Source organism: Neoaquamicrobium microcysteis, assembly GCF_008180155.1.
GTDB lineage: Bacteria > Pseudomonadota > Alphaproteobacteria > Rhizobiales > Rhizobiaceae > Aerobium > Aerobium microcysteis.
This window is the reverse complement of sequence record NZ_VSZS01000047.1, coordinates 1-21,850: the sequence shown is the minus strand read 5'-3', so window position 1 is coordinate 21,850 and position 21,850 is coordinate 1. Positions and strand designations below refer to the sequence as shown.

General features: G+C 62.3%; 17 protein-coding genes and 1 pseudogene. 9 read left to right on the top strand and 9 right to left on the bottom strand.

Annotation, left to right across the window (positions count from 1 at the left end; translation table 11 throughout):
• Nucleotides 1-260 precede the first annotated feature (260 nt).
• Nucleotides 261-1,097 (top strand): NAD-dependent epimerase/dehydratase family protein, encoded by an 837-nt coding sequence (locus FY036_RS01105; protein WP_148912878.1) that lies wholly within the window; start codon nt 261-263, stop codon nt 1,095-1,097.
• Here the strand turns inward: FY036_RS01105 and FY036_RS01100 are convergent.
• Nucleotides 1,060-1,803, bottom strand: coding sequence for a FadR/GntR family transcriptional regulator (locus FY036_RS01100; RefSeq protein WP_148912877.1), 744 nt, complete (start codon nt 1,801-1,803; stop codon nt 1,060-1,062). The genes FY036_RS01105 and FY036_RS01100 overlap by 38 nt on opposite strands.
• A gap of 84 nt (nt 1,804-1,887) precedes the next feature.
• Between FY036_RS01100 and FY036_RS01095 the strand changes: the two genes are divergently transcribed.
• Together FY036_RS01095 and FY036_RS01090 are read left to right on the top strand one after the other, a co-directional pair.
• A complete protein-coding gene (locus tag FY036_RS01095) occupies nt 1,888-2,763 on the top strand; it encodes an SMP-30/gluconolactonase/LRE family protein (protein WP_161601069.1) in 876 nt (291 codons plus the stop codon).
• Between the two features lie 25 nt (nt 2,764-2,788).
• Nucleotides 2,789-3,472, top strand: coding sequence for a FadR/GntR family transcriptional regulator (locus FY036_RS01090; protein ID WP_148912875.1), 684 nt, complete (start codon nt 2,789-2,791; stop codon nt 3,470-3,472).
• A 335-nt stretch (nt 3,473-3,807) separates the two neighbouring features.
• Here the strand turns inward: FY036_RS01090 and FY036_RS01085 are convergent.
• From FY036_RS01085 to FY036_RS01060, 6 genes and pseudogenes are all read right to left on the bottom strand, one after another.
• Nucleotides 3,808-4,964, bottom strand: a pseudogene (locus FY036_RS01085) (extracellular catalytic domain type 1 short-chain-length polyhydroxyalkanoate depolymerase).
• Between the two features lie 122 nt (nt 4,965-5,086).
• Nucleotides 5,087-6,346 carry an NAD(P)/FAD-dependent oxidoreductase gene (locus FY036_RS01080; protein WP_148912874.1) on the bottom strand — a complete coding sequence of 420 codons (1,260 nt, stop codon included), beginning with the start codon at nt 6,344-6,346 and terminating at the stop codon, nt 5,087-5,089.
• A gap of 206 nt (nt 6,347-6,552) precedes the next feature.
• Complete coding sequence (locus FY036_RS01075; protein ID WP_148912873.1) at nt 6,553-7,533, bottom strand: ABC transporter ATP-binding protein; 981 nt, start codon at nt 7,531-7,533, stop codon at nt 6,553-6,555.
• 3 nt (nt 7,534-7,536) lie between these two features.
• Nucleotides 7,537-9,456 carry a dipeptide/oligopeptide/nickel ABC transporter permease/ATP-binding protein gene (locus FY036_RS01070; protein WP_161601068.1) on the bottom strand — a complete coding sequence of 640 codons (1,920 nt, stop codon included), beginning with the start codon at nt 9,454-9,456 and terminating at the stop codon, nt 7,537-7,539.
• A 26-nt stretch (nt 9,457-9,482) separates the two neighbouring features.
• Nucleotides 9,483-10,427, bottom strand: coding sequence for an ABC transporter permease (locus tag FY036_RS01065; RefSeq protein ID WP_148912871.1), 945 nt, complete (start codon nt 10,425-10,427; stop codon nt 9,483-9,485).
• Between the two features lie 101 nt (nt 10,428-10,528).
• Nucleotides 10,529-12,049, bottom strand: a complete 1,521-nt coding sequence (locus tag FY036_RS01060; RefSeq protein WP_161601067.1) for an ABC transporter substrate-binding protein — start codon at nt 12,047-12,049, stop codon at nt 10,529-10,531.
• A gap of 243 nt (nt 12,050-12,292) precedes the next feature.
• Between FY036_RS01060 and FY036_RS01055 the strand changes: the two genes are divergently transcribed.
• The 6 genes from FY036_RS01055 (at nt 12,293) to FY036_RS01030 (ending at nt 20,273) form a co-directional block, all read left to right on the top strand.
• Entirely contained in the window at nt 12,293-13,870 is a 1,578-nt protein-coding gene (locus tag FY036_RS01055; RefSeq protein ID WP_148912869.1) for an amidohydrolase, read from the top strand.
• A 108-nt stretch (nt 13,871-13,978) separates the two neighbouring features.
• Nucleotides 13,979-14,560 (top strand): cupin domain-containing protein, encoded by a 582-nt coding sequence (locus FY036_RS01050; protein WP_148912868.1) that lies wholly within the window; start codon nt 13,979-13,981, stop codon nt 14,558-14,560.
• A gap of 74 nt (nt 14,561-14,634) precedes the next feature.
• Nucleotides 14,635-15,924: a 4-aminobutyrate--2-oxoglutarate transaminase gene (gabT, locus tag FY036_RS01045; RefSeq protein ID WP_148912867.1), complete on the top strand. Its 1,290-nt coding sequence runs from the start codon at nt 14,635-14,637 to the stop codon at nt 15,922-15,924.
• Between the two features lie 58 nt (nt 15,925-15,982).
• Nucleotides 15,983-17,428 (top strand): NAD-dependent succinate-semialdehyde dehydrogenase, encoded by a 1,446-nt coding sequence (locus FY036_RS01040; RefSeq protein ID WP_148912866.1) that lies wholly within the window; start codon nt 15,983-15,985, stop codon nt 17,426-17,428.
• 140 nt (nt 17,429-17,568) lie between these two features.
• Complete coding sequence (locus FY036_RS01035; protein WP_148912865.1) at nt 17,569-19,116, top strand: acetolactate synthase large subunit; 1,548 nt, start codon at nt 17,569-17,571, stop codon at nt 19,114-19,116.
• A gap of 89 nt (nt 19,117-19,205) precedes the next feature.
• On the top strand, nt 19,206-20,273 hold the full coding sequence (locus tag FY036_RS01030) for a LacI family DNA-binding transcriptional regulator (protein ID WP_235897434.1): 1,068 nt from the start codon (nt 19,206-19,208) through the stop codon (nt 20,271-20,273).
• A 3-nt stretch (nt 20,274-20,276) separates the two neighbouring features.
• Here the strand turns inward: FY036_RS01030 and FY036_RS01025 are convergent, their stop codons facing one another.
• Both FY036_RS01025 and FY036_RS01020 read right to left on the bottom strand, forming a co-directional pair.
• Nucleotides 20,277-21,089 carry an ABC transporter ATP-binding protein gene (locus tag FY036_RS01025; RefSeq protein WP_148912864.1) on the bottom strand — a complete coding sequence of 271 codons (813 nt, stop codon included), beginning with the start codon at nt 21,087-21,089 and terminating at the stop codon, nt 20,277-20,279.
• Nucleotides 21,086-21,736: an ABC transporter ATP-binding protein gene (locus FY036_RS01020; protein WP_148912863.1), complete on the bottom strand. Its 651-nt coding sequence runs from the start codon at nt 21,734-21,736 to the stop codon at nt 21,086-21,088. Before FY036_RS01020 ends, FY036_RS01025 begins: the two co-directional genes overlap by 4 nt.
• Nucleotides 21,737-21,850: the final 114 nt, after the last annotated feature.

Genomic DNA, 21,850 nt, shown 5'->3' with positions numbered 1-21,850 from the left:
TTGCGAAAGGAGCCGGATCGGCGGCATGGGGTTGTGAATAACGTTGGCATGTCGGCCGCTGCGATGGGTCGCACATATGGCTACAATAGGCTGAATTATATGCAAAAAATTTCAAACCCATTGATCGCGAGCGCACGGGTGGCCGGTGCTTGGCTCCGTCGCCCGACGAAATATGTTGTAAGGATGAATGACATTAGGTAGCGGTTGGAGGCTTAAAGAGGGTATGATCCGAAGTTACTCAATTCGGGAGGGCACATCCAATGTCGGATAGCGATAGGCTACCGCGCGCAATCCTCGTCACCGGCGCGGCCGGCCGTCTGGGCACGCAGGTTACAAATTACCTGTCGAAAGCCCTGTCGGAAGGCCGCATAGAGCGGCTGCGCCTGCTGGATATCCAGGAGATGGCGAAGCCCCATGACAGGGCGGAGGTGATGCGCGCCTCGCTGGCCGACCGCGGCACCGCCTTTGCGGCGGTGGAGGGGATGGACGCGGTGATCCACTTCGCGGGCATTTCCGGCGAAGACGAATGGGAGAAGCTGCTACCGGCCAATATCGCGGCCTGCGCGCATCTGTGGGACGCGGCGGTCGCCCATGGCACGGACCGCATCCTGTTTGCCAGTTCCAACCACGCGGTGGGGATGTATCCGGTGTCGGAACGGATTGACCATACCGCGCCGCCTTTCGCCGACAGCCGCTACGGCGTTGCCAAGGCGTTCACCGAGGAGATGGCCCGGCTCTACGCGCACAAGACGCCGCTGCGCAGCTTCTGCATGCGCATCGGCAGCAGCTTTCCGGCGGTGACTGCCACCCGCCACCTCAAGACCTTCCAGTCCTTCGACGATCTGGTGCGGCTGGTGGAGGTGGGGCTGACGGCGGACTACCGGTTCGAGATCGTCTACGGCCTGTCGGACATCGCCGACGGCTACTGGGACAACTCGAACGCTTTTCTGCTAGGCTACGGCCCGAAGGACAGGCCGGCCGATTTCGTCTCCGGCACGCTCAACCCGCATGAGAGCCCGTACCAGGGCGGCTCGATGGCCACCGACCCGCTACCGGGCATCACGCCCCCTGGTCGATCACCCGATGGCGCACGCTGACCAGATGGTAGTGCATGTAAAGCTTTGCGAGTTCCCCGTCGCCAAGCTCGATGGCCTGAAGGATGTTCCGGTGCTCCTGGATGACGGTGCTCTTGCGCTGGTCGGTGCCGACGCGGGTGATGTCGGCGGCGACGTTCATCATGCCCATCATGTCGGGCTTGAGCAGCAGGAGCTGCTTTTCGAACAGGTCGTTCTCGGTCGCCCGCGCGATCTCGAGGTGGAACTGGAAATCGGCCTCCTGGATGCCGCTGCCGGTGTGCATGGTTGCGCCCATGGCGTCGAGCGCGTTGTTGAGCCGCTTGATGCTGGCGCGGTTGACGCGCAGCGCCGCAAGCCGCGCCGCCTCCGTCTCGAGACACTGGCGCACCTCGTAGGCACGCATGTACTGCGCCAGCCGCACATCGTCGGTGTAGCGCGCCATCTCGCGCGGCGGCAGGCGCAGCACGAAGGTGCCGGAGCCGCGCCGCGTGTCGATCAGCCCGTCATTCTGAAGATACTGAAGCGCCTCGCGCACAACCGGACGCGACACGTCGAACATCGTCGCAAGGTCGTGCTCGGTGGGCAGCCTTTCGCCCACCTCGTAACGGCCGGTGGAAAGCTGCAGCAATATCTGGGCATAAATCTCGTCGGCCAGCCTGCGCTTGCGCAGCGGCTTCACCGCCAGTTCAACCTCCTGATCGGCCGATATGGGACGTTGGTCCTGCATGGCGCTCCCGCAACCAGATTTGTAAAGTTGTAAAGCACTATGGCATCGAATTTGTCACTTAACAACCGCGATGAAGATACGGCAATGAAAGTGGAAGTCGTGCTGCGCGCCGGCGCGGGTGTCGGGGAATCGCCGGTGTGGGACGACAGGCGGCAGGTGCTGTGGTGGGTGGACATTCCGGCGGGCATGCTGCACGCCTTCGACCCGGAGACCGGCCGCAACACCAGCCGCGACATAGGCCAGCCGATCGGCTGCGTGGCGCTGACCGACGGGCCGGAGCTTCTGGTGGGGCTGGTAGAAGGCATCTTCCTTTTCGACCCCGACAGCGGCGAGCGCAGACCGTTCTGCCAGCCGGAGGCGCACCTGCCTGAAAACCGGCCGAACGATGCCGCCATGTCGCGCGACGGCCGCTTCTTCGTCGGCACGATGGCGCAGCAGCCGGACGGGACGCCGCGCGGCCACCTCTACCGCATCGACCCGGACGGCAGCGTCCATCACCTGCTCGACGGGCTTCACGTGCCCAACGGTCTTGCCGTGAGCGCCGACAACAGGACGCTCTACCTGTCGGATTCCTGGGCGCCCATCCGCACCATCTGGGCCTTCGACTTGGACGCGGGCGGCGGCATCTCGAACCGCCGCATCTTCCTTGATACTGCCTCGCGCCCCGGCCGGCCGGACGGCGCGTGCATCGATGCCGATGGCGGATACTGGAGCGCGGCCATCGACGGAGGCGAACTGGTCCGCCTGTCGCCAACGGGCGAAGTGGACAGGACGATCGCCCTGCCGCTTCAAAGACCGACCAAGCCCTGTTTCGGCGGGCCGGGCCTGTCGACGCTCTACGTCACCTCGCTGAGCCCGGGCGACACGTCGGAGGTTGCAGGCGCGCTGCTGGCCGTGTCGCCGGGGTTAGCCGGCCTGCCGGAGCCACGGATGAAGATAGCGGGGAGGGGGAGCACATGAACCGCATGATGAGGGGGTGCGTGCGATGGCCGGCACGCTGAGCGACCAGGTCTACGAGAAGATCTATCAGGAGATCAGCTTCGGCTACTGGCAGGTCGGCTCGAAACTGCCGACCGAGCTCGAGATGGCCGAGCGCTACGGCGTGTCGCGGCCGGTGCTGCGCGAGGCGCTGCTGCGGCTGCGCATCGACGGGGTGATCGAGAGCCGGCAAGGGGCAGGCACGCGCGTGGTCAGTGCGCCGAGCCGCTCGGTGATGGAGTTCGCGGAGCCCGGCAGTGTGGCCGATCTCCAGCGCTGCTACGAGTTTCGCGTCGGCGTGGAAGGCGAGGCTGCCTACATGGCGGCGGAGCGCCAGTCGCGCACCCGCATCGCGCAGATCGCCCTTGCCGTTGAGCAGTTGCTGCCGTCGGGCACCGACCAGAAGCTGCCCACCGCCGAACACGACATCGCGTTTCACGTCGCGGTCGCGAACGCGACCGAAAACAGCTACTACAGCCAGACCATCGAGGCCGTGACGCAGGCGCTGCATGTCGGCACGCGCATCGCGCGGGTGCTCTCGCACTGGTCGGAAGGCTACCGCCGCGACCTGCTCTACACCGAACACAAGCGCATCTACGAGGCGATTGCAGCCGGCGAGCCCGAAGCCGCAAGGCAGGCCATGCGCGAACACATCGAAAGCGCGCGGCGACGGGTGTTTCTGGGGCAGTAGGGGGGCACCGAGAGCTGCTCTGTTCGACGCGTGGGCGTTTGCCCGTCCGAGAACGGCGTAAGACGCCTCAACGGCGATTCCGCCGCGCTAGCCTGTGTTGCTGACGCCCTCGCTTCGCAACTCAATCGCTGTGACGCTGTTGCGCACGCCGCCGTAGATACTAATACCGATCAAGTGATCATGCTCCGAGACGTGAAGGCAATCCCGGGCCTCTTAGAGTGCTGCCGAAAGCTTGTGCTTCGGTCTTGAGCGGTGGCCAAGTTTGCTTGGGCGCCAAATGTGGGGGCATTCGCGGCCCGTTGTCCGCGAACGCCTATCTTTCTGCGCCGATGGCGTCAGCGCATCAGCCCGGCGGCCCTCAGCGCATCCTCGATAGTCCTTTGCACGCCTGATACTGGAGGCGATTCCAGATCCGCAGTTGGAGATAACTCGGGCGATCGCGCGGAAGTCACTCTTCCGGCTTTCGAACGAGAACCGATGGGCCGCGGGGCATCGATTACTTTGTCCCCGTTCGACCCCGCATGAGCGCTCGTCGCCCCGTCCGCGATCCCAAAGAATTGCGCCATCTCCCTAGTCGATGAAACGCCGACATCGAGCATGTAGGGGCCGGGCGCGCCGTACACGCTCTTATCGATGGGAGTGCCATGGCCCATTCCCGCAATCATGTTGATTTCCAACACTACCGTTCCGCTGGCATCGCACCATGATTGCCGTGCATTCGCGCCGTCGGTCTTGGAATGCGTTGGGCTCTTTCGATCTGGTGGACACCCCACCATTGGCTCGCGATCGCATAGGCATTGGAAGCATCGACAGTTTGATCGCCAGTCCCTTGCCAGATCGAAATCCTCGGCCACGGCCCCCGGTGTTCCGATCCGTTACGCAAAATCCGCCGCAGGTGCTCCTCTGAGGGGCCGCCGTGCCCCCGCATACGGTCAAAGGCTTCCGGGATCGTCTTTGCGCTGCCATAGGCAAGACCGGCGACGATTGCGCCACCCGCAAAAACATCGGGATAGGAAGCGAGCATGGCAGCAGCCATGGCGCCTCCGGCAGAGAGGCCGGTGACGAAGATACGTTCTCGTGCCAGCCCATGCCCCGTCACCATCGCCTCAATCATCTGGCGTATCGAAAGAGCCTCGCCCGCGTCCCGCCTGATATCAGCGGGCTGGAACCAGTTGAAGCAGAGGTTCGGATTGTTGCTTCGCTGCTGCTCGGGGTAGAGGAGCGCGAAGCCGGCGTCGTCGGCAAGTTGAGACCAGCCTGAGTGGTAGTCGTAGCCGGCAGCGTTTTGGGTGCAGCCGTGGAGGACAACAACAAGCGGGGCGTTGTCCGGCAGATCGTCAGGAAGATAGTATCTTGCTGTCAAAGCGCCCGGATTGGAGCCGAACCCTGTCAGCGTCGAGAGACGGTCAGGCGCGCCAAGCTCATTGGGCGAACCTGCATGGCGTGCCTGAAGCGCGGCAAGCCGCGCGATCGTGTGGGAAATTTTTCGCAAAGAGCCGTCCTCGTTGTGACGCCCGAGATTGGACGGCAGAGGACTCAACGCGCTTGAAGAAATATCGTTGCTGCGCTGCACAATAATGACGAAGAAGCCTGGACAGGTTCGACGTCTCGACCTCAGCCGATGAGTTTGCCGGCCGCATCGACCAATTTCCTCACAATGCCGGCGCGTCCGAAGGCGAACAGTTTCCGGTCACTGTCGTCGCGGCTGGCGATCGTGGTCGAAATGATTTCTGAAGCGATCTGCGAGAACGTGATCCCGTTGCCGCCATATCCCTGGACGGCAAAGATGCCGGGATGACCGGGAAGCTCGCCGATATAGGGCAGTCCCGTCGTGGTGGTGCCGAAGCATCCGGTCCAGGCGAACTCGGCGGCGGTATCCAGTTGCGGAAACAGACGCTTCAGCTTGGTGGAGATCGTCTGCGTCTTGGCTGGCAGCAGGTCGTCGCGTGTCGCCTCGTCGACGAAGTCCTCGTCCTCGCCGCCGCAGATCACTCGTCCGTCTGCGGTCGCGCGGACGTAGAGATAGGGGTCGGACGCTTCCCAGACGAAAGCCGCGCCGCGCCAGAGCGCACGCTTTTGTGGCTTCGTCGCGATGGCATAGGTGGAGATCACGGAATGGGTTTCCGTGGGCACGATGTCCATAAGCTCGTAGCCGGTGGCGAGCACCACCTGCCTGGCTGAGATAGCAGGCCCACCCTTGGTCTTCGCTGAGATTCCAGTCGGCGCGGTCTCCAGGCCTGTGACCTCGACCGGAGCGTAGAAGCGGGCCTTTCGTTCGAGCGCCTTGCGGAGCAGGCCGGCGGTCAGCTTACGCGGATCGAGGGCCAGATTTTCATGGCTGAGAATGGCCCCCTTGCGATCGATGCCGAACTTTTCCTTGAGAACTGCGGGCGTCAGATATGTCGCGCGTATTCCGGCGTCAGACCGAGCCTCCGCCTCCAAGCGCAATTCGCCGGGATCAAGATCATTGCCCGCGAGATACAAGGATTGGGCGCCCGCCAAGTCGCAGGCGATGCCGAGTTCGCCGATGCGCCCCCGCAGGTTGGTCACTGCCAGACGAGACCGTCTCCATGCTTGTTCGGCGTCGGGTTTGCCGATTTTGCGGCTTAGGGCGGTGATCGGCTGATCGATTTCGAACTGAACCAGAGCAGTCGTCGCCGGCGTGGACCCGCGCATGATGCCGCGCCGATCGACGCCGATCACGGCAAGTCCCTGGGCGGTCAGCGCCTCGACCAGCATGGCGCCGCTGATGCCGAGCCCGACCACCAGCACGTCGCACGAGACATCGCGTCTCAGTTTTTGCGCCGCTATGCGGGGGGCGCTGTAGGCCTCCCAAACAGGCACGCCGGTCTTCAGGTCGAGCTTGCGCGTCATCGTGGTCGCCAGAATACAAGGGAACACAGGAGACCCGGCGATGGCCGCCGGGCATATGGAAGTTGGACTACACCTCATCTCGCCGGGAACGGGCAGAAGCGCATGACAGGTAGCGCGCTGCAAAGAAAAAGGTTCCATCGCACTGCGCGTCCCAAATCGCGCTGCCTGCAGCCAAGCCGATTACAGCTCCGTCGTCCTTCGACCGGTTAGCTGTACAGATGACAGGCGACTTTCCGCTGGGTGCCGACCGCAACCATGGGGGGCATTGTTTCGGCGCATCTGGAATGCGCGCTGGGGCACCGGGATCGAAACGGGCAACCGGTTGCGGAGAGAGACCCCGTCGACGCATTGGCTTGCGCGCGCAGTTGCAGGCGCTCCTGACGCTTGCGGTCGCGCTCGCCGGGGTGAGGCAGAAGCACGGAAGCCAAAAGCATCTTGGTGTAGGGGTGCTGGGGGTCCGTGTAGACGGCATTCGCATCACCGGTTTCGACAATGCGTCCGAGATACATCACGGCGATCCGTCGGCTCATGTGCCGCACCACGCTGAGATCGTGCGAAATGAACAGGTAGCTGATGCCGAGTTTGTCCTGAAGCTCGCGCAGGAGATTCAGGATTTGACCCTGCGTGGAGACATCAAGCGCACTGACGGCCTCGTCGCACACGACAAGGCGGGGTTTCGATGCCAGCGCATGAGCGATCGCAACGCGCTGCTTCTGACCGCCGGAAAGCTCGGCAGGGAAGCGCGTGGCATGATAGGGCGCCAGTTGAACCTTTTCCAGGAGCTCGTCGCGTAGCCGGACGCGGTCTTTCGCTGGACGCGGTTCATGCCGCGCGATGACCTGATCCAGTATCTTCCCAACGCGGTGGCGCGGGTTCAGCGAGGAACTCGGATCCTGAAACACGATCTGAACATCGCGACGATAGGAAAGCGGCGTCGTGCGCCCAAAGTCCGTGACGCTCCTCCCTTCGAAAAAAATCTGTCCCGCCGCTGCCTTCTCGAGGCGCAAGATAGCGCGGCCTATTGTCGTTTTTCCCGAACCGGATTCACCGACGAGACCGAAGGTCTCGCCTTGCCCGATCGAGAAGGACGCCTCGCGTACGGCGACAAAGCGTTTGCCTCCCCACATCGCGCCGCCGCCAGCCGGGTAGTCGATCGTAAGGTCCTGGACGTCGAGAAGGTTAGACATGGTTCAAACCTCCGCCATCAACAATTCGCCCGCGCGCAGGCACCGGCTTCCGTCCATGAGGGGGACAGGAGCGACAGTGCAGGCTTTGATGGCGAACCGGCATCTCGGGTGGAAGCGACATCCCTGCGGCAGATTCCAAGGCGGCGGTACGCGACCGTCGATAGTGGGCAGCCGGCCGCCGAAAGCCGACGAAGAGTGCGGCGTCGCTTCCATCAGTGCGCGGGTATAGGGGTGACGTGGCGTATCGAAGACATCGGACATATTTCCGGTCTCGACGATCTGGCCGGAGTACATCACGCCCACGCGGTCGCACGTGGCGGCCACGACTCCCAAATCGTGGGTGATGAGAAGAATGGCCATTTCCATCTCCTGCTGAAGCTCGTGGAGAAGGTCCAGCACTTGAGCCTGGATGGTGACGTCGAGTGCGGTTGTTGGTTCGTCCGCCAGAAGCACCTTCGGCTCGCATGTCAGCGCCATGGCGATCATCGCGCGTTGGGCCATGCCCCCGGAGAACTGATGCGGGTAGTCGTCCAGTCGCCGCCTGGCATTGGGTACGCCGACGCGGTCAAGCAAGTCCGCGGCGCGGTCGCGCGCGGCGGCGCGCGACAACTTCGCGTGCGCCTGGAGGGGAACGATGACCTGATCGCCGATCGTATGAACGGGCGAAAATGCAGCCATGGGATCCTGGAAGATCATGGCGATCTCCTTGCCGCGCACCCGGCGCAGATCGTGCTCGCCGGCGGTGGCTAGATTGCGCCCCTCGAAGTGCACGCTGCCTGCGGTGACCATGCCGGGTTTCGGGGTAAGCCCCAGTATCGCGAGAGCTGTCTGGGACTTCCCGCTGCCGGATTCCCCGACCAACCCGAAGGTTTCGCCCGCACAAAGGGAAAAGCTCACGCCATCCAGCACCCGTGCGCCGTTGTTGCCGACGGGAAATTCTATCGTAAGCCCGGATACGTCGAGGATGCCGCCGGTTTGGCTGCCTTCGTCCTTTGCCACGCCACAAGAGGCGTCGGCGGCCGCTGGGGCGGACAGGGCGACTGCACCTTGTGGCGCGCGTCTCCCGGCTGCCGGCCGCTGCGTGCCTGTCAGGATGTCGCGCAGATCGTCGCCGAGCACATTGAAGAGCAGAACGGAAAAGGTGATCGCAAGGCCGGACGGTATCGAAAGGAAAGGATGCACGCCTTGATAGATTCGTGCATCGTTGAGCATTGAGCCCCAGTCGGCCGCATCCGCATCGACGCCAAGGCCAAGGAAGCTCAACATCGCGATGATCAATTGGGCGGATCCCAGCAGGATCGCCGTCTCCACGACCAGAGGACCGACCATGTTCGGCAGAATTTCACCGAAGATGATGCGCGGCGTCGGCAGGCCGGCGGCTGTCGCTGCATCCACATACCGTCTCTGCCGCTCGCGCAGCATCACGCCGCGCGCGATGCGGATGTAGGCGATGGCGAAGATGACCGCGACCGCCAGTGTCGTCGGCACAATACCTTTGCCCACCAGAGCAATGATCGCAAAGGCGAAGACAAGGGCAGGGATCGACTGAAGTGCATCGACCACACGCATCGCCACGCTGTCCCACCAGCCGCCGAGATAACCGATCAGCAAGCCGATTGAGGTTCCGGCGACAGCCGCGAGCGTAACGCTGACGACGGCTGCGCCCAGGGAGACGCGCGCCCCGTAGATGACGCGCGACAGCACGTCTCTTCCAAGCGAGTCCGTGCCAAGCCAGTGGTCGATGCTCGGCCCCTGAAGGCGACGCAACGTGTCCACCGCTTCGGGATGATAGGGCGCAACCAGCGGGGCGAAGATTGCAGTGCCGGCCAGCAGCGCAAGCGCCGCGAGGCAGAAGAGCGAGGCGGGCCGCCTCAGCAATTGATCCGTCCATGTCGATGCGCGGGTCGCGTCAAGATCGGTCATTTGCGGTGCTGCTGATTGGCTCGAGGTCATGCTGGCCTCGCTCTGGGGTCCAGCGCGCCCAGGAAGATGTCGACGACGAGGTTGATTGCCAGAACGAAGCAGGCGACCAGCAGCACTCCGCCCTGGAGCAACGGCATGTCATTTGTGACGATGGCCTCCAGAAGCATCGAACCGATGCCGGGAAGCGCGAACACATGTTCCATGACGACGCTCGCCGAAACGATAACAGCCATCTGCAGTCCGATGACGGACAGCACCGGCACGATTGCGTTCTTGACGACGAAACGAAACGCAATCGTCCTGCTGGATGCACCCGCAGCCCGCATCGTCTGAACGTAGGTGGACGCCGACGCTTCAATGACCGCGCCACGCACCTGCCTCGCGATCACAGAGAAGGCGTGAATAGACAGGCCTACGCACGGCAGGACGAGGCCGCGCATCCACGCCAGCGGATCGACCGACAACGGCGTATAGCCGATGACGGGGAACCAGCGCAGGTGAACCGCGAACGCCATTGCGAGAAGAAGCCCAAGCCAGAAACCGGGTAGCGCGAGGCCGAGAGAGACGACGAGCGTTATGACCCTGTCGGCGATAGAGCCGGGTTGCAATCCGCCCGCGATGCCGGCGGTGAGCCCGACGACGAGAGCGATCGCCATGGCGCCGAGGCAAAGGGCCAACGTCACCGGCAGCCGCCGCATGAGTTCATTGGCCACGTCATGTCCGTGAAGGTATGATCGCCCGAGGTCCCCGCCCGCCGCCTGCCCAAGCCATTTGGCATACCGGGTGAGGGCGGGGCGGTCGAGGCCGAGTTCGGCGCGCTTCATCGCTTCCTGCTCGGGCGTGGCGCTGTCACCCAAAGACAGGGTCACCGGGTCGATCGGAGACAATTCCGCCATGAAGAACAGCAGCGTCGATACAAGGAAAAGCACACCGAAAGAGGCTGCCAGACGGTTGACGATAAGCTTGCGCACGCGGCTATCTCGTTGGGGCGAAGAGGACGGGGCAGTCAGGCCGCCGGCGCCTTCTGGTGATTGTCGCGGATGGGGCCGGCCCTTCGGCCGGCCTTAGGCTGTTACTCGACGATCCGTGCCTCAGCGTAGCGGAACACCGTTGGTTTCATAACGGTTGGAACGAAGTTCTCGACCTTCTTCGGATTGTAGGCCCAGACCGTGTTCTGTTCGAAGAAGCCGCAATCGAGTGCCCTGTCCTCGATAAATTTCACGACGTCCTGCCAACCCTTTTCCTGCTCGTCTGGATCAGAGATCGCCAGCGTCTCCTCCACCAGGGCGTCGAGTTCCGGCGCTGCCACGTCGAAGGGATTGCCGACGCCACCAGGACCGAAACGGAACTTGTAGTAGTCGTAAGCCCCGTAGCTCTCCGCTGCGCTGGTGTTGATCTGCATGGGATAGCGGTTGCTCTGGTAGTAGGTGAAGTACTGGCCGGCCGAGAGAAGTTCGATATTCACCTCGATGCCGATCTGGCCGAGCTGGCTTCTCATGAGCTGGGCGAACTGCTGGCCGCGAGGATAGGTAGGTAGCGTGAACGAAATCTTCGGATCGCCCGCTGCCGCGAGGTAGGTTTTCGCCTCTTCGATGTTCTGGGTGTAGCCCACAAGGTCGGGATTGTGCCCGGGCATCCCGGCGGACAGACGCTGGGTGGCGACCTTGCCGTAACCCGCCAGCGCGGCGTCGATCCACGGCTGAACGTTGATTGCGGTGCAGATTGCCTTGCGCACGTTCTCATCTGCGAAGGTCTCGTTGCGATCGAGCATGAGCACGTGCATCAGCATTGAGGGCGCGCTGGCAACTTCCAGTTGCTGGAACTCCACCGCCTTGGCGAGGTCGCCTGGCAGTTGCGCGACGTCCACCTGCCCGGTGATAAGTGCGTTGGAGAGGGTGTTGGGGTCGTTGATCGTCAGCATCTCCACGCGGGCCGGGCCGACATTGTCGCGATCGTAGTAGTCGTCGAAAGCGTCCACCACGATCTTGGTGCCGAACTGGGACTCGGTCGTGTTGAATGTCCACGGTCCGGTGCCTGCCGGTTCGGTCTTGAATTTCTCGTCCTCTAGCGTCGCGGGAGACATGAACCAGGCGCCACGCGATGCGAGATTCTGAAGCAGCGTAGGGGCAGGGCCACTCAGTTCAAGCACGAGCTCGTGGTCGGAGGGGGCCGTTATGGCCGAGACGCGCTCGAACATCGCTGCGTACTGGCTCTTGGACGAGCGCGTCCTTTCCAGATTGATGCGGGCCGCATCAGCATTGAACGGCGTGCCGTCATGGAAGACGACGCCGGGGCGCAGCTTGAACGTCAGCGCCGTCTCGGTCTGTTCCCAGCTCTCTGCAAGCTTCGGAAGCAGGGTAGCGCCATCGGCGGCGACATCGACCAGTCCCTCGAACAGAAGGGCGAGATAGGCTTCGCCCGGCTTGTTGAGGATTTCCCAATCGTTGAGGGGCGAGTCGATCCCGAAGCGCAGCGTGCCTGACGGGTCTGCAAATGCGTCAGTGGTGGTGCTTGCCACTGCTGCAAGGATAGTGCTGGCAAGCGCCGTGGCCTGAAATGCCCTTCGCGTGGTGTGGAATGGTCTGGTGATCAATTCTAGCTCTCCTCTGATGGCTGCGGACAAAGATCACGCAATCGATTGCCTATGCTGCCACGCGTTTTTTGCCCAAGTTACCCTCTTAAACACAACGAAACACAAGATTTCGTGGTTTTATGTGCCTTTGTCAGGCCCTCTACTTACTCAGGACCATGACATGTGTGCAAACGATTGACAAGAGCGTGCACAGGGCTAGTCTTGGCTTTGGCCTTAGGAAAATTCTTGAGCGGGAGATCGTTGATGACGGTTCGGTTGTTGCGGGCGCGCCGCGTCCTGACCATGGGCGACCAGGGCGACGCAGAGGCGGTTGCCGTGCTCGGAGACAAGATACTCGCAGTCGGAAGCTACGAGGACATGCGCAGCCAGTTCCCCAAGGCGCAGGAAACGGATTTTGGCAGCGGCGTTCTTCTGCCGGGCTTCAATGACCCGCACATGCATCCCGCGCGGGCCGCGGAATACCACATTCACGCACATCTGGACCCAGAGACGGTCCACTCGCTCGACCAGTTGATGGATGTAATGAAAAAGGCCGCGGCTCGCACGCCCACGGGGCAGCTGGTACGCGGAGTCCGCTACGATGACGTTCGTGCTACGCAGGGCATCCTCATCAATCGCGACGACCTCGATCGCGTGTCGATGGATCATCCGGTTCTGGTGACCCACTTCACCGGGCACATCGGTATTGCCAACAGCAAGGCGCTGGACATGTTCGGCATCGCCGAGAACAGCGAGCCGCCTTCCGGCGGCTCGTATGGGCGCGATGAATCGGGCCGCTTGAACGGCATACTTTACGGCTCCGGCATCCAGTCTTTGTTGCCTCGACTGCCGGAGCCCGACATCGAGGAAAAGCTGAAGGGCTTTCGTGCCTTGCAGCAGGAATTTCATGCGGCCGGACTGACCTCGGTGACGGACGCCATCGCCACTCCGTCCATTCTGGAACTTTTCCAGGAGGCAGAGCGTCGTGGGGAACTGTCCCTGCGCATGGGGCTGCTTATCTGGCACACCTTTTACGATCACGCGCGAAGCCTCGGGATGCATACCGGGTTCGGCAGCGACCGGCTGAAATGGCTGGCGGTGAAGGCAGTTCTCGACGGTGCGATGTCGTCGGCAACCGCGCTCCTGGAAGAGCCCTACGAAGGCTCCAACAATGTCGGCAAGCTCGTCATGACGGTCGATGAACTGAATGCGCTGGTGCAGCGCGCTCAGGCCAACGGCGACCGAATGGCCGTTCACGCCAATGGCGACAAGGCGATTTCCATCCTGCTCGACGCATACGAGAAGGCGCAGGCGCTGGCGCCAAAGCCCGGATTGCGCCATCGCGTGGAGCACGCGAGCCTCGTCACGGACGAACTGGTCGAGCGGATCAGGAAGCTCGACGCGATGGTCGTTCCGATCATGAGCTACATTCCCTTTCATGGCGACAAGCTGCGACGCCTGTTCGGAAACGAACGCGCGAAGCGCATGGTCGCATGCCGCTCGTTTCTCGATGCAGGCATCACGGTTGCCGGCTCGTCGGACTATGGCGCGTGTCCCTACCCGCCGCTCTACGCGATACAGGCCGCGATGACGCGGCGCGACAATGAAGGCGAACTGGTTGGTGTCGAGCAGTGCATCACCATTGAGGAGGCCCTGAAGATGTACACCATCAATGCCGCAATCGTCTGCGGGGAAGACCATCTGAAGGGAAGCATCGCGCCGGGACTGCTCGCTGATTTTGTCGTTCTCGGGGAGGACCCCCGGGAGGTTGCTGCCGATGACGTCGCCGCCATACCGGTCCTGTCCACATGGGTCGGAGGCGAGTGCGTCTGGGCTGCCTGAGGCCACAGCGCAATTCATGTCGTCGCTATCGTGAACAATATCTCGTCTGCAGCGCCGCCGTATAGTATATTGACCGCCAGGAAAACTTCTCCGGGGATCGGTGATATCATGGCGGACGAAGACTTCGATGTGGGCGCGCGCCTCAAGGCCATGCGCATGGCGGCAAATCTTTCCCAGCGCCAGCTGGCCGCTCTGGCAGGAATTCCACACGCGCAGATTTCCAACATCGAGACAAATAGAAACAGCCCGGCGGTCTCGACGCTTCGCAAAATATTGAGCGGCCTCGACGTCAGCCTCGCGGATTTTTTCGAGCCGGACACCGGCGCGCAGGCGGGCCCGTTCTTTGGCGCGCAGGAGCTTGTGGACCTGACATCGCGCATTGCCGGCAACAAGACGGGAGGCGGGCGCTTGCGGTTGCGACAGGTTGGCGATGCGCGGGCGCACAACCTGCAAATCCTGCATGAGTTCTATGAACCCGGCGCTGATACCGGGGAATTGCTGCTCCAGCATGCTTCTTCGGAAGGCGGCTACGTCGTTGAGGGCGAACTTGAAATCACGGTCGGAGATGAGGTTCGGGTGCTTTCGGCCGGCGAGTCCTACCTGTTTGACAGCCGCACGCCGCATCGCTTCCGCAATCTGTCGTCAGCCCGGACGATCGTGATTTCCGCCTGCACGCCGCCTTATCTATAACAGGCGATAGAAATCACGTTGCTCAATATTTTATACAATGCTAGCGTCCTTCCATATTCACAGAAGGTGCTGTCATGACCGTTTCCGCCCAACTTGCCGCCCGTCAGGTATCCGCTGTCGCAGGCGGTATCGGAACCCGTTCGATCTATGCCGAGAAGGCGCTGAATGCGGAGCTGTGGGATGTCGATGGCAAGCGTTACATCGATTTTGCGGCGGGGATAGCTGTCAATAATACTGGACACCGGCATCCCAGGCTCATGCGGGCGGTACGCGAACAGGCGGAGTGCTTCACCCACACCTGCTTCCATGTCGCGCCGTATGAAAGCTATATCCGCCTTGCCGAACGCCTGAACGCCATTGCGCCAACCGGTGTGGAGAACCGCACGATGCTGGTGACCACCGGCGCGGAAGCCGTGGAAAACGCCATCAAGGTAGCCCGCGCCTATACGAAGCGCCCTGGCGTCATCGCATTTGCAGGTTCATTCCATGGTCGCACGATGCTGGGCATGGCGCTGACCGGCAAGGTCGCCCCCTACAAGAAGAACTTCGGGCCGTTTCCGAGCGATATCTACCATGCGCCGTTCCCGAATGCCTTCATGGGCGTCACGGTGGAGGACGCGCTTTCGGCCCTCGAACGTCTCTTCCAGGCGGACATCGATCCCGAGCGGGTCGCTGCCATCATCGTGGAGCCGGTGCAGGGGGAGGGCGGGTTCAACATCGCTCCGAAGGAGTTCTTGCAGGCCTTGCGCGCCGTCGCCGACCGGCACGGCATCGTGCTGATTGCCGATGAGGTGCAGGCCGGCATGGGGCGCACGGGCAAGATGTTTGGTTTCGAGCATGCCGGTGTAAAGCCGGACCTCGTGACCATGGCCAAGGGCCTTGCCGGTGGATTCCCGCTGTCGGCGCTCACCGGACGCGCGGAAATCATGAACGCCGCTCATCCAGGCGGCCTGGGTGGCACCTATGCCGGCAACCCGCTGGCAGTGGCTGCGGCGAATGCTGTCCTGGACGTGATTGAAGACGAGGGCTTGTGCGAGCGTGCCGCCGTGGTCGGGCAGCGCATCAAGGATCGTCTAGACGCGATCTCGCAGCGGCAGGGGATGGAGCAGATCGGCGACGTGCGCGGCCTCGGTGCGATGGTAGCCTTCGAAATGGTCAATGACCGCATCTCGAAAGATGCGGCACCGTCCCTGACAAACACCATAGTCGCGGAGGCCGAGAAGCGCGGGCTCATCCTGCTTTCCTGCGGCACACGGGCCAATGTCATCCGTATCCTTGTGCCGCTTACGATCGAGGACGATATACTGGCCGAGGGGCTGGACATCCTGGAAGCTTCCATCGAGGCGGCTGTTTCGGTCGCCTGAAAGACACTGCTACGGGCGGGCGCTGCCTGCTGACTGCAAGAAAAATGGCTGGTTGAACATGACTGACAAGAAATATCCCGACACTCAGCTCTTTATCGACGGAACATGGCGGGGCGGCGTGGAGGGCAAGACAATCGCCGTCCTGGATCCGGCCACGGGAGAGGAAATCGGCCGCTTGGCCCACGCCACCAAGGCCGACCTCGATGCCGCACTCGACGCTGTAGATCGCGGCTTCAAGGTGTGGAGCGTGACCTCCGCCTACGAACGCTCAAAGGTGATGCGCAAAGCGGGCGATCTCCTGCGCGAACGTGCAGGAGCGATCGCTGAAACAATGACGCGAGAGCAGGGCAAGCCGCTCGCCGAAGCAAAGGGCGAGGTGCTGGCCGCAGCCGACGTGATCGACTGGTTCGCAGAAGAAGCTCGCCGCACGTATGGTCAGATCATTCCCGCCCGCGCGCCCGGCGTCACGCAGATGGCGATCAAGCTGCCGGTAGGACCCGTCGCGGCATTCACTCCGTGGAACTTCCCGATCAATCAGGTGGTGCGCAAGCTTTCAGCCGCGGTGGCGGCGGGCTGCTCCATAATCGTGAAGGCCCCGGAAGAAACACCTGCGTCTCCGGCGGAACTGATCCGATGCTTCGTCGATGCGGGGATCCCGGCCGGTGTCGTCAATCTCGTCTATGGCGTCCCCGCCGAGATTTCCGAATATCTCATCCCGCATCCGGTAATCCAAAAAATTTCCTTTACGGGATCAACCCCGGTGGGAAAGCAGCTTGCCGCGCTCGCCGCCCAGCACATGAAGCTGTCGACCATGGAACTTGGCGGTCATGCGCCGGCCATCATCTTCGCCGACGCCAACCTCGAGAAAGCGGTGAAGGTGATGGCGGGATCGAAATTCCGCAACGCTGGCCAGGTGTGTGTGTCGCCCACCCGTTTTCTGGTGCAGGACAGCGTTTACGATAAGGTTGTCAGCGCCTTCACCGAGGCGTCAAAGGCGATCAAGGTCGGTAACGGCATGGAAGAGGGTGTCCAAATGGGCCCGCTCGCCAATGAGCGCCGCATTCCGGCGCTGGAAGCGCTCATCAACGATGCGATAGAGCATGGGGCAGAGTTGAAGACCGGCGGCCGCCGTATCGGCAACAAGGGCAATTTCTTCGAGCCGACGGTTCTGTCCAACGTGCCTACGCAGGCGCGCATCATGAACGAAGAGCCCTTCGGACCGGTGGCGGTTTTCAGTCCGTTTTCGACCCTGGACGACGTCATCAACGAAGCCAATCGCCTTCCGTTCGGGCTTGCGTCCTACGCTTTCACCGGATCGGCAGATACCGCGCAGCAGCTTGGGACACGCATCGAGGCAGGCATGACGACGATCAACCACAACGGGCTAGCGTTGCCCGAGGTGCCTTTCGGCGGCATCAAGGATTCGGGCTACGGCACCGAGGGTGGCTCCGAGGCGATCAACGCCTACCTCGTCACCAAATTCGTTACGCAAATGTCTGCGTAGCCGCAAAGTCCGACTATCGGCCAGCCGGGCACCGGAACGTCCAACACCATTGGTTTTTCATCGTTCCGTTGCTCGCACAACGTGATTTCAAGCGTAGTCCGGCGCGCAGTGACCAGAGTGACGATCCCAGGAGAGATGCAATGAATGGTGCCGACAAGCTGTGTGACGTGCTTTTGGTCAATGGCGTAGACGTCTGTTTTGCCAATCCGGGCACTTCGGAGATGCACTTCGTCGCCGCCCTGGACCGCAAGCCGGAAATGCGCTGCGTGCTGGGCCTGTTCGAGGGCGTGGTGACGGGGGCTGCCGATGGCTACGCGCGCATGGCCGACAAGCCTGCGGCAACTCTCCTGCATCTGGGACCGGGGCTGGCGAACGGGCTGGCCAACCTGCACAATGCCCGCCGCGCAGACACGCCGGTCATCAATGTTGTCGGCGATCACGCTACCTACCACGTGCAGTACGACGCGCCACTCACCAGCGACATTGAAAGCCTCGCACGACCTATGTCTCAATGGGTGGGGCGTGTGGAAACGGCGTCCGCCGTTCGCCGCGTGACGGAGGAAGCCTATGTCGCGTCCGTCAGCAGGCGCGGCGTATCCACGATGATCCTTCCTGCCGACGCTGCGTGGGGCGATGCCGAGCCCGAAGATCTCACGCCTGTGGAAGTGCCGGCGGCCGCAACATCATCCCCGGAAAAGATTCGCGAAGCTGCGGCTGCGTTGAAGAGTGGAAAGCGTGTCGCAATCATCCTGGCGGGCAAGGCGCTTCGCAAGGAGGCGCTGGAAATCGCCGGCAAGATTGCAGCAGCGAGCGGGGCCGAACTGTTTTCGCAGCAGTCTGACAGGCACGAGCGCGGAGCGGGAAGGGTGGCGATCAGGCCCGTGCCCTATCCTGTGGGCATGGCCGTAGCCGCGCTTGCGGAGTTCGAGATAGCGATCTGCCTTGGCAAAGGCGTCCCGGTCGCGTTCTTCGCCTATCCGGGGATGCCCAGCCAGCTTCTGCCGGCGCAGTGCAAAGCGATCGAACTGGGCGGGGCGGAAACGAATCTTTTGGAGACGCTGGAGCTTCTTTGCTCGGAGATCGGTGCATCATCAGCAAAGCCGGCCCTGAACAGACTGACCCAAGGAGAACTGGAGGAACCGACCGGCGACCTCACGCCGGATTCGATCGGTCGCGCGCTCGCCCGTCGCATGCCCGAAAACGCCATCATCTGCGACGAGGCGATTACCTCGGGGCGCGCTTTCGGCCAGCTTGCGCCGGGCATCCAGCCGCACGACCACCTGTCTCTGACGGGGGGTGCCATAGGCATAGGCATCCCTTTGTCGGTCGGCGCGGCGCTTGCACGGCCCGACCAGAAGGTCATTCTGCTTCAGGCGGACGGCAGCGGCATGTACACCGTTCAGGGGTTGTGGACGCAGGCTCGCGAGAATCTCGACGTGGTCACTATCGTCTACTCAAATCGGTCCTACGCAATTCTCCAGGGTGAGATGCGCAATGTCGGGGTGAACCAGTTTGGCAAGAACGCGCGTGCCATGCTCGACCTCGACCGTCCGGATCTCGACTGGTGCCTGATGGCGCGAGGCATGGGCGTGGAGGCCGGTCGGGCCACCACCATCGACGAATTCTCGCGCCTGCTTGACGCGGCGCTTTCCAACAAGGGGCCGTTCCTGATCGAGGCGATGATCTAGGTTCCCAGCCTGCCTTTTGTTGCAAATCCACCGGAAACTTTCGTTCTCGGTCAATTCAACCGCAGCGCGAAGCCGTTGGTGTTTCCCCTTTGCAATCGAATGCTTTAGAAGGGAAGCCCACGGAGGATAACGGTTTGCAGCGAGTCGGCGCAACGACGATCAAGCAGATTGCGGAAGAGTTGGGTGTTCATCCATCGACGGTTTCTCGCGCGCTCAACCCCTCAACGAGGCGGCTGATCGGCAAGGATACGATCGAACGGATCGAGCAGGCGGCCAAGAAGCTGGGCTATTACCCCAACGCTGCCGCAGCAAGCCTGCGCACCGGGCGCTCCAAGTTGATAGGCGTGTTCCTGCCCGACATCAGCAACCCGGTCTTCTCGCCCATCCTCAGTGGCATCGCCGAAGTAACATCTGAAGCGGGCTTCGCCACCATCGTTGCGGATGTTGGAACGGAATCGCGCAGCCAGACCGAGATGATGTTCGAACTGGTTGCCCGCCGAGTGGAAGGCCTGATCCTTGCAACGGTCAGCCGCAACGACAAGCTCGTCCAGCAGTGCATGAGCGAGGGTTTGCCCGTCGTTCTGGTAAACCGTGCCGAGAGCCAGATGCGTGTATCGTCCGTCACGTCCGATGACGCATACGGAATGCGGCTTGCAATCGACCATCTCCACCAACTGGGCCACCGCCGGATCGGTCACCTTGCAGGCCCGCAGAACCTGTCTACGGGCTATTTGCGCGGCAAGGGGTTCAACGAGGCGATAATTGCGCTCGGCCTGGACCCTTCCGAGACGCCCGTAGTCGAGTGCAGCGCCTACACGCGCCAAGCTGGCGCCATCGCCATGAATACGCTGTTGGCACAGAAGCCACATGTCACCGCAGTGGTGGCCTCAAACGACCTTGTGGCGCTCGGCGCATACGACGCGCTGCAAAAGGCGGGCTTGAAGGTTCCCGACGATATATCGGTGGTGGGGCACAACGACATGCCTTTGGTGGACATGGTGCACCCGCCATTGTCAACCATCCGCATCAGCCATCGAGAGTTGGGCCGGGAGGCCGCTCGCCTGCTGATGAGCGAAATCAACCATGATGGCAGTGCAAGACGCAGCATCGTGCTGGCGCCGGAATTAGTGGTGCGCAGCTCCACGCGAAAGCTCTAACTTTCAGGCTGCCCTGCCTGGAAAGCGCGGGATCGCGTCGAGGAGTTCGCGCGTGTACTGACTGGTAGGGCGTTCGAATACGTCTTCGACGGAGCCGATATCGGTGAACGCTCCATGCTTGAGTACGCCGACCGCATGGCACAGGTTTCGCACCACGCCCAGATCGTGCGAAATGAAGACGTAGCTGAGTCCTCGTTCCTGCTGGAGACGATGCAGAAGCGCAATGACTTGCGCCTGTGTAGACACATCAAGAGCGCTGACGGCTTCGTCGCAGATCACCACGCGCGGATCGCACGCGAGCGCCCGGGCGATCGCGACGCGCTGCTGCTGTCCGCCTGACAATTCGTCGGGATAACGGTCTCCAAGATGCCGGGGCAGGCCGACGTCATCGAAAAGCCTGTCTACGCGCTGGTCGAGCTCCGAGCCCTTGAGGCCGAGGTGGAAAGCCACGGCCTCCGCCACGGTGTCCCTGGCCAACATGCGGGCGTTGAGCGAGAGGCGAGGACTCTGGAATATCACTTGCACCGCGCGGCGGTAGGACAGCGGCGTATGCCCCTCCTTCCATTCGGTGATGCGCTGCCCTTCAAATGTGATGCTGCCGCCGACGATGGGTATCTGGCGCAGGATGGCCTTGCCGATGGTGCTCTTGCCTGACCCGGATTCACCCACAAGCCCGAAGGTTTCGCCGCGCTTCACCGCGAACGAAACACCGTGAACGACCTGACTGTATCGCGGGGTTCCCCATATGGAGCGGCCCTTTTCATAACGGATGCGCAGGTCTTCGACCCGCAGGATCACGTCGTCCACCGCGGTCATGCCGTCTTCTCCATCGGTCCGTCCAGCATCTCGCGTGCGAGCATGAGCTGACGGGTATAGGGGTGTTTCGGCGCCGAAAAGAGATCGCTCGTCGTGCCTTCCTCGACCATTTCGCCAAGCTTCATCACGCCCACCCGGTCGCAGAGCTGGGCCACGACGGCAAGGTCATGCGTGATGAACAGCACGGACATGCCTAGCGTTTCGCGAAGCTGCAGAAGAAGGTCCAGCACCTGCTTCTGCACCGTGGCGTCGAGGGCGGTTGTTGGTTCGTCGGCGATCAGAAGCCTCGGCTTGCAGATCAGCGCCGCCGCGATCATCGCGCGCTGCGCCATGCCACCGGAAAACTGGTGAGGATAGTCGTTGAGCCTATTCTTCGCATCGACCACGCCGACGAGGTCGAGCAGTTCGGCTGCGCGAACCATCGCCCGCGTTCGCGAAATGCCTTCGTGCCGCACCAGCCCTTCTATCATCTGGTCGCCTATGCGATGCACGGGCGACAGCGCCATCATCGGGTCCTGAAACACCACCCCGATCTCGCGGCCGCGTATCTTGCCCATATCGCGTTCGGGCAGACCGACAAGTTGGCGGCCGCCAAGCACAATGCTGCCCTGCGCCGTGCGGCCAGGTGGTGGAACCTGACCGAGGATGGCTGTCCGTCGTCAGGGTTTTTGGGACAACCGGCGGCGTGAGCTAACGGAGGCTCTGGTCCATCAGGTTTGTCACATTAGGCCGCTGCATCTCGATGAAGCAAGCGGCGCTGT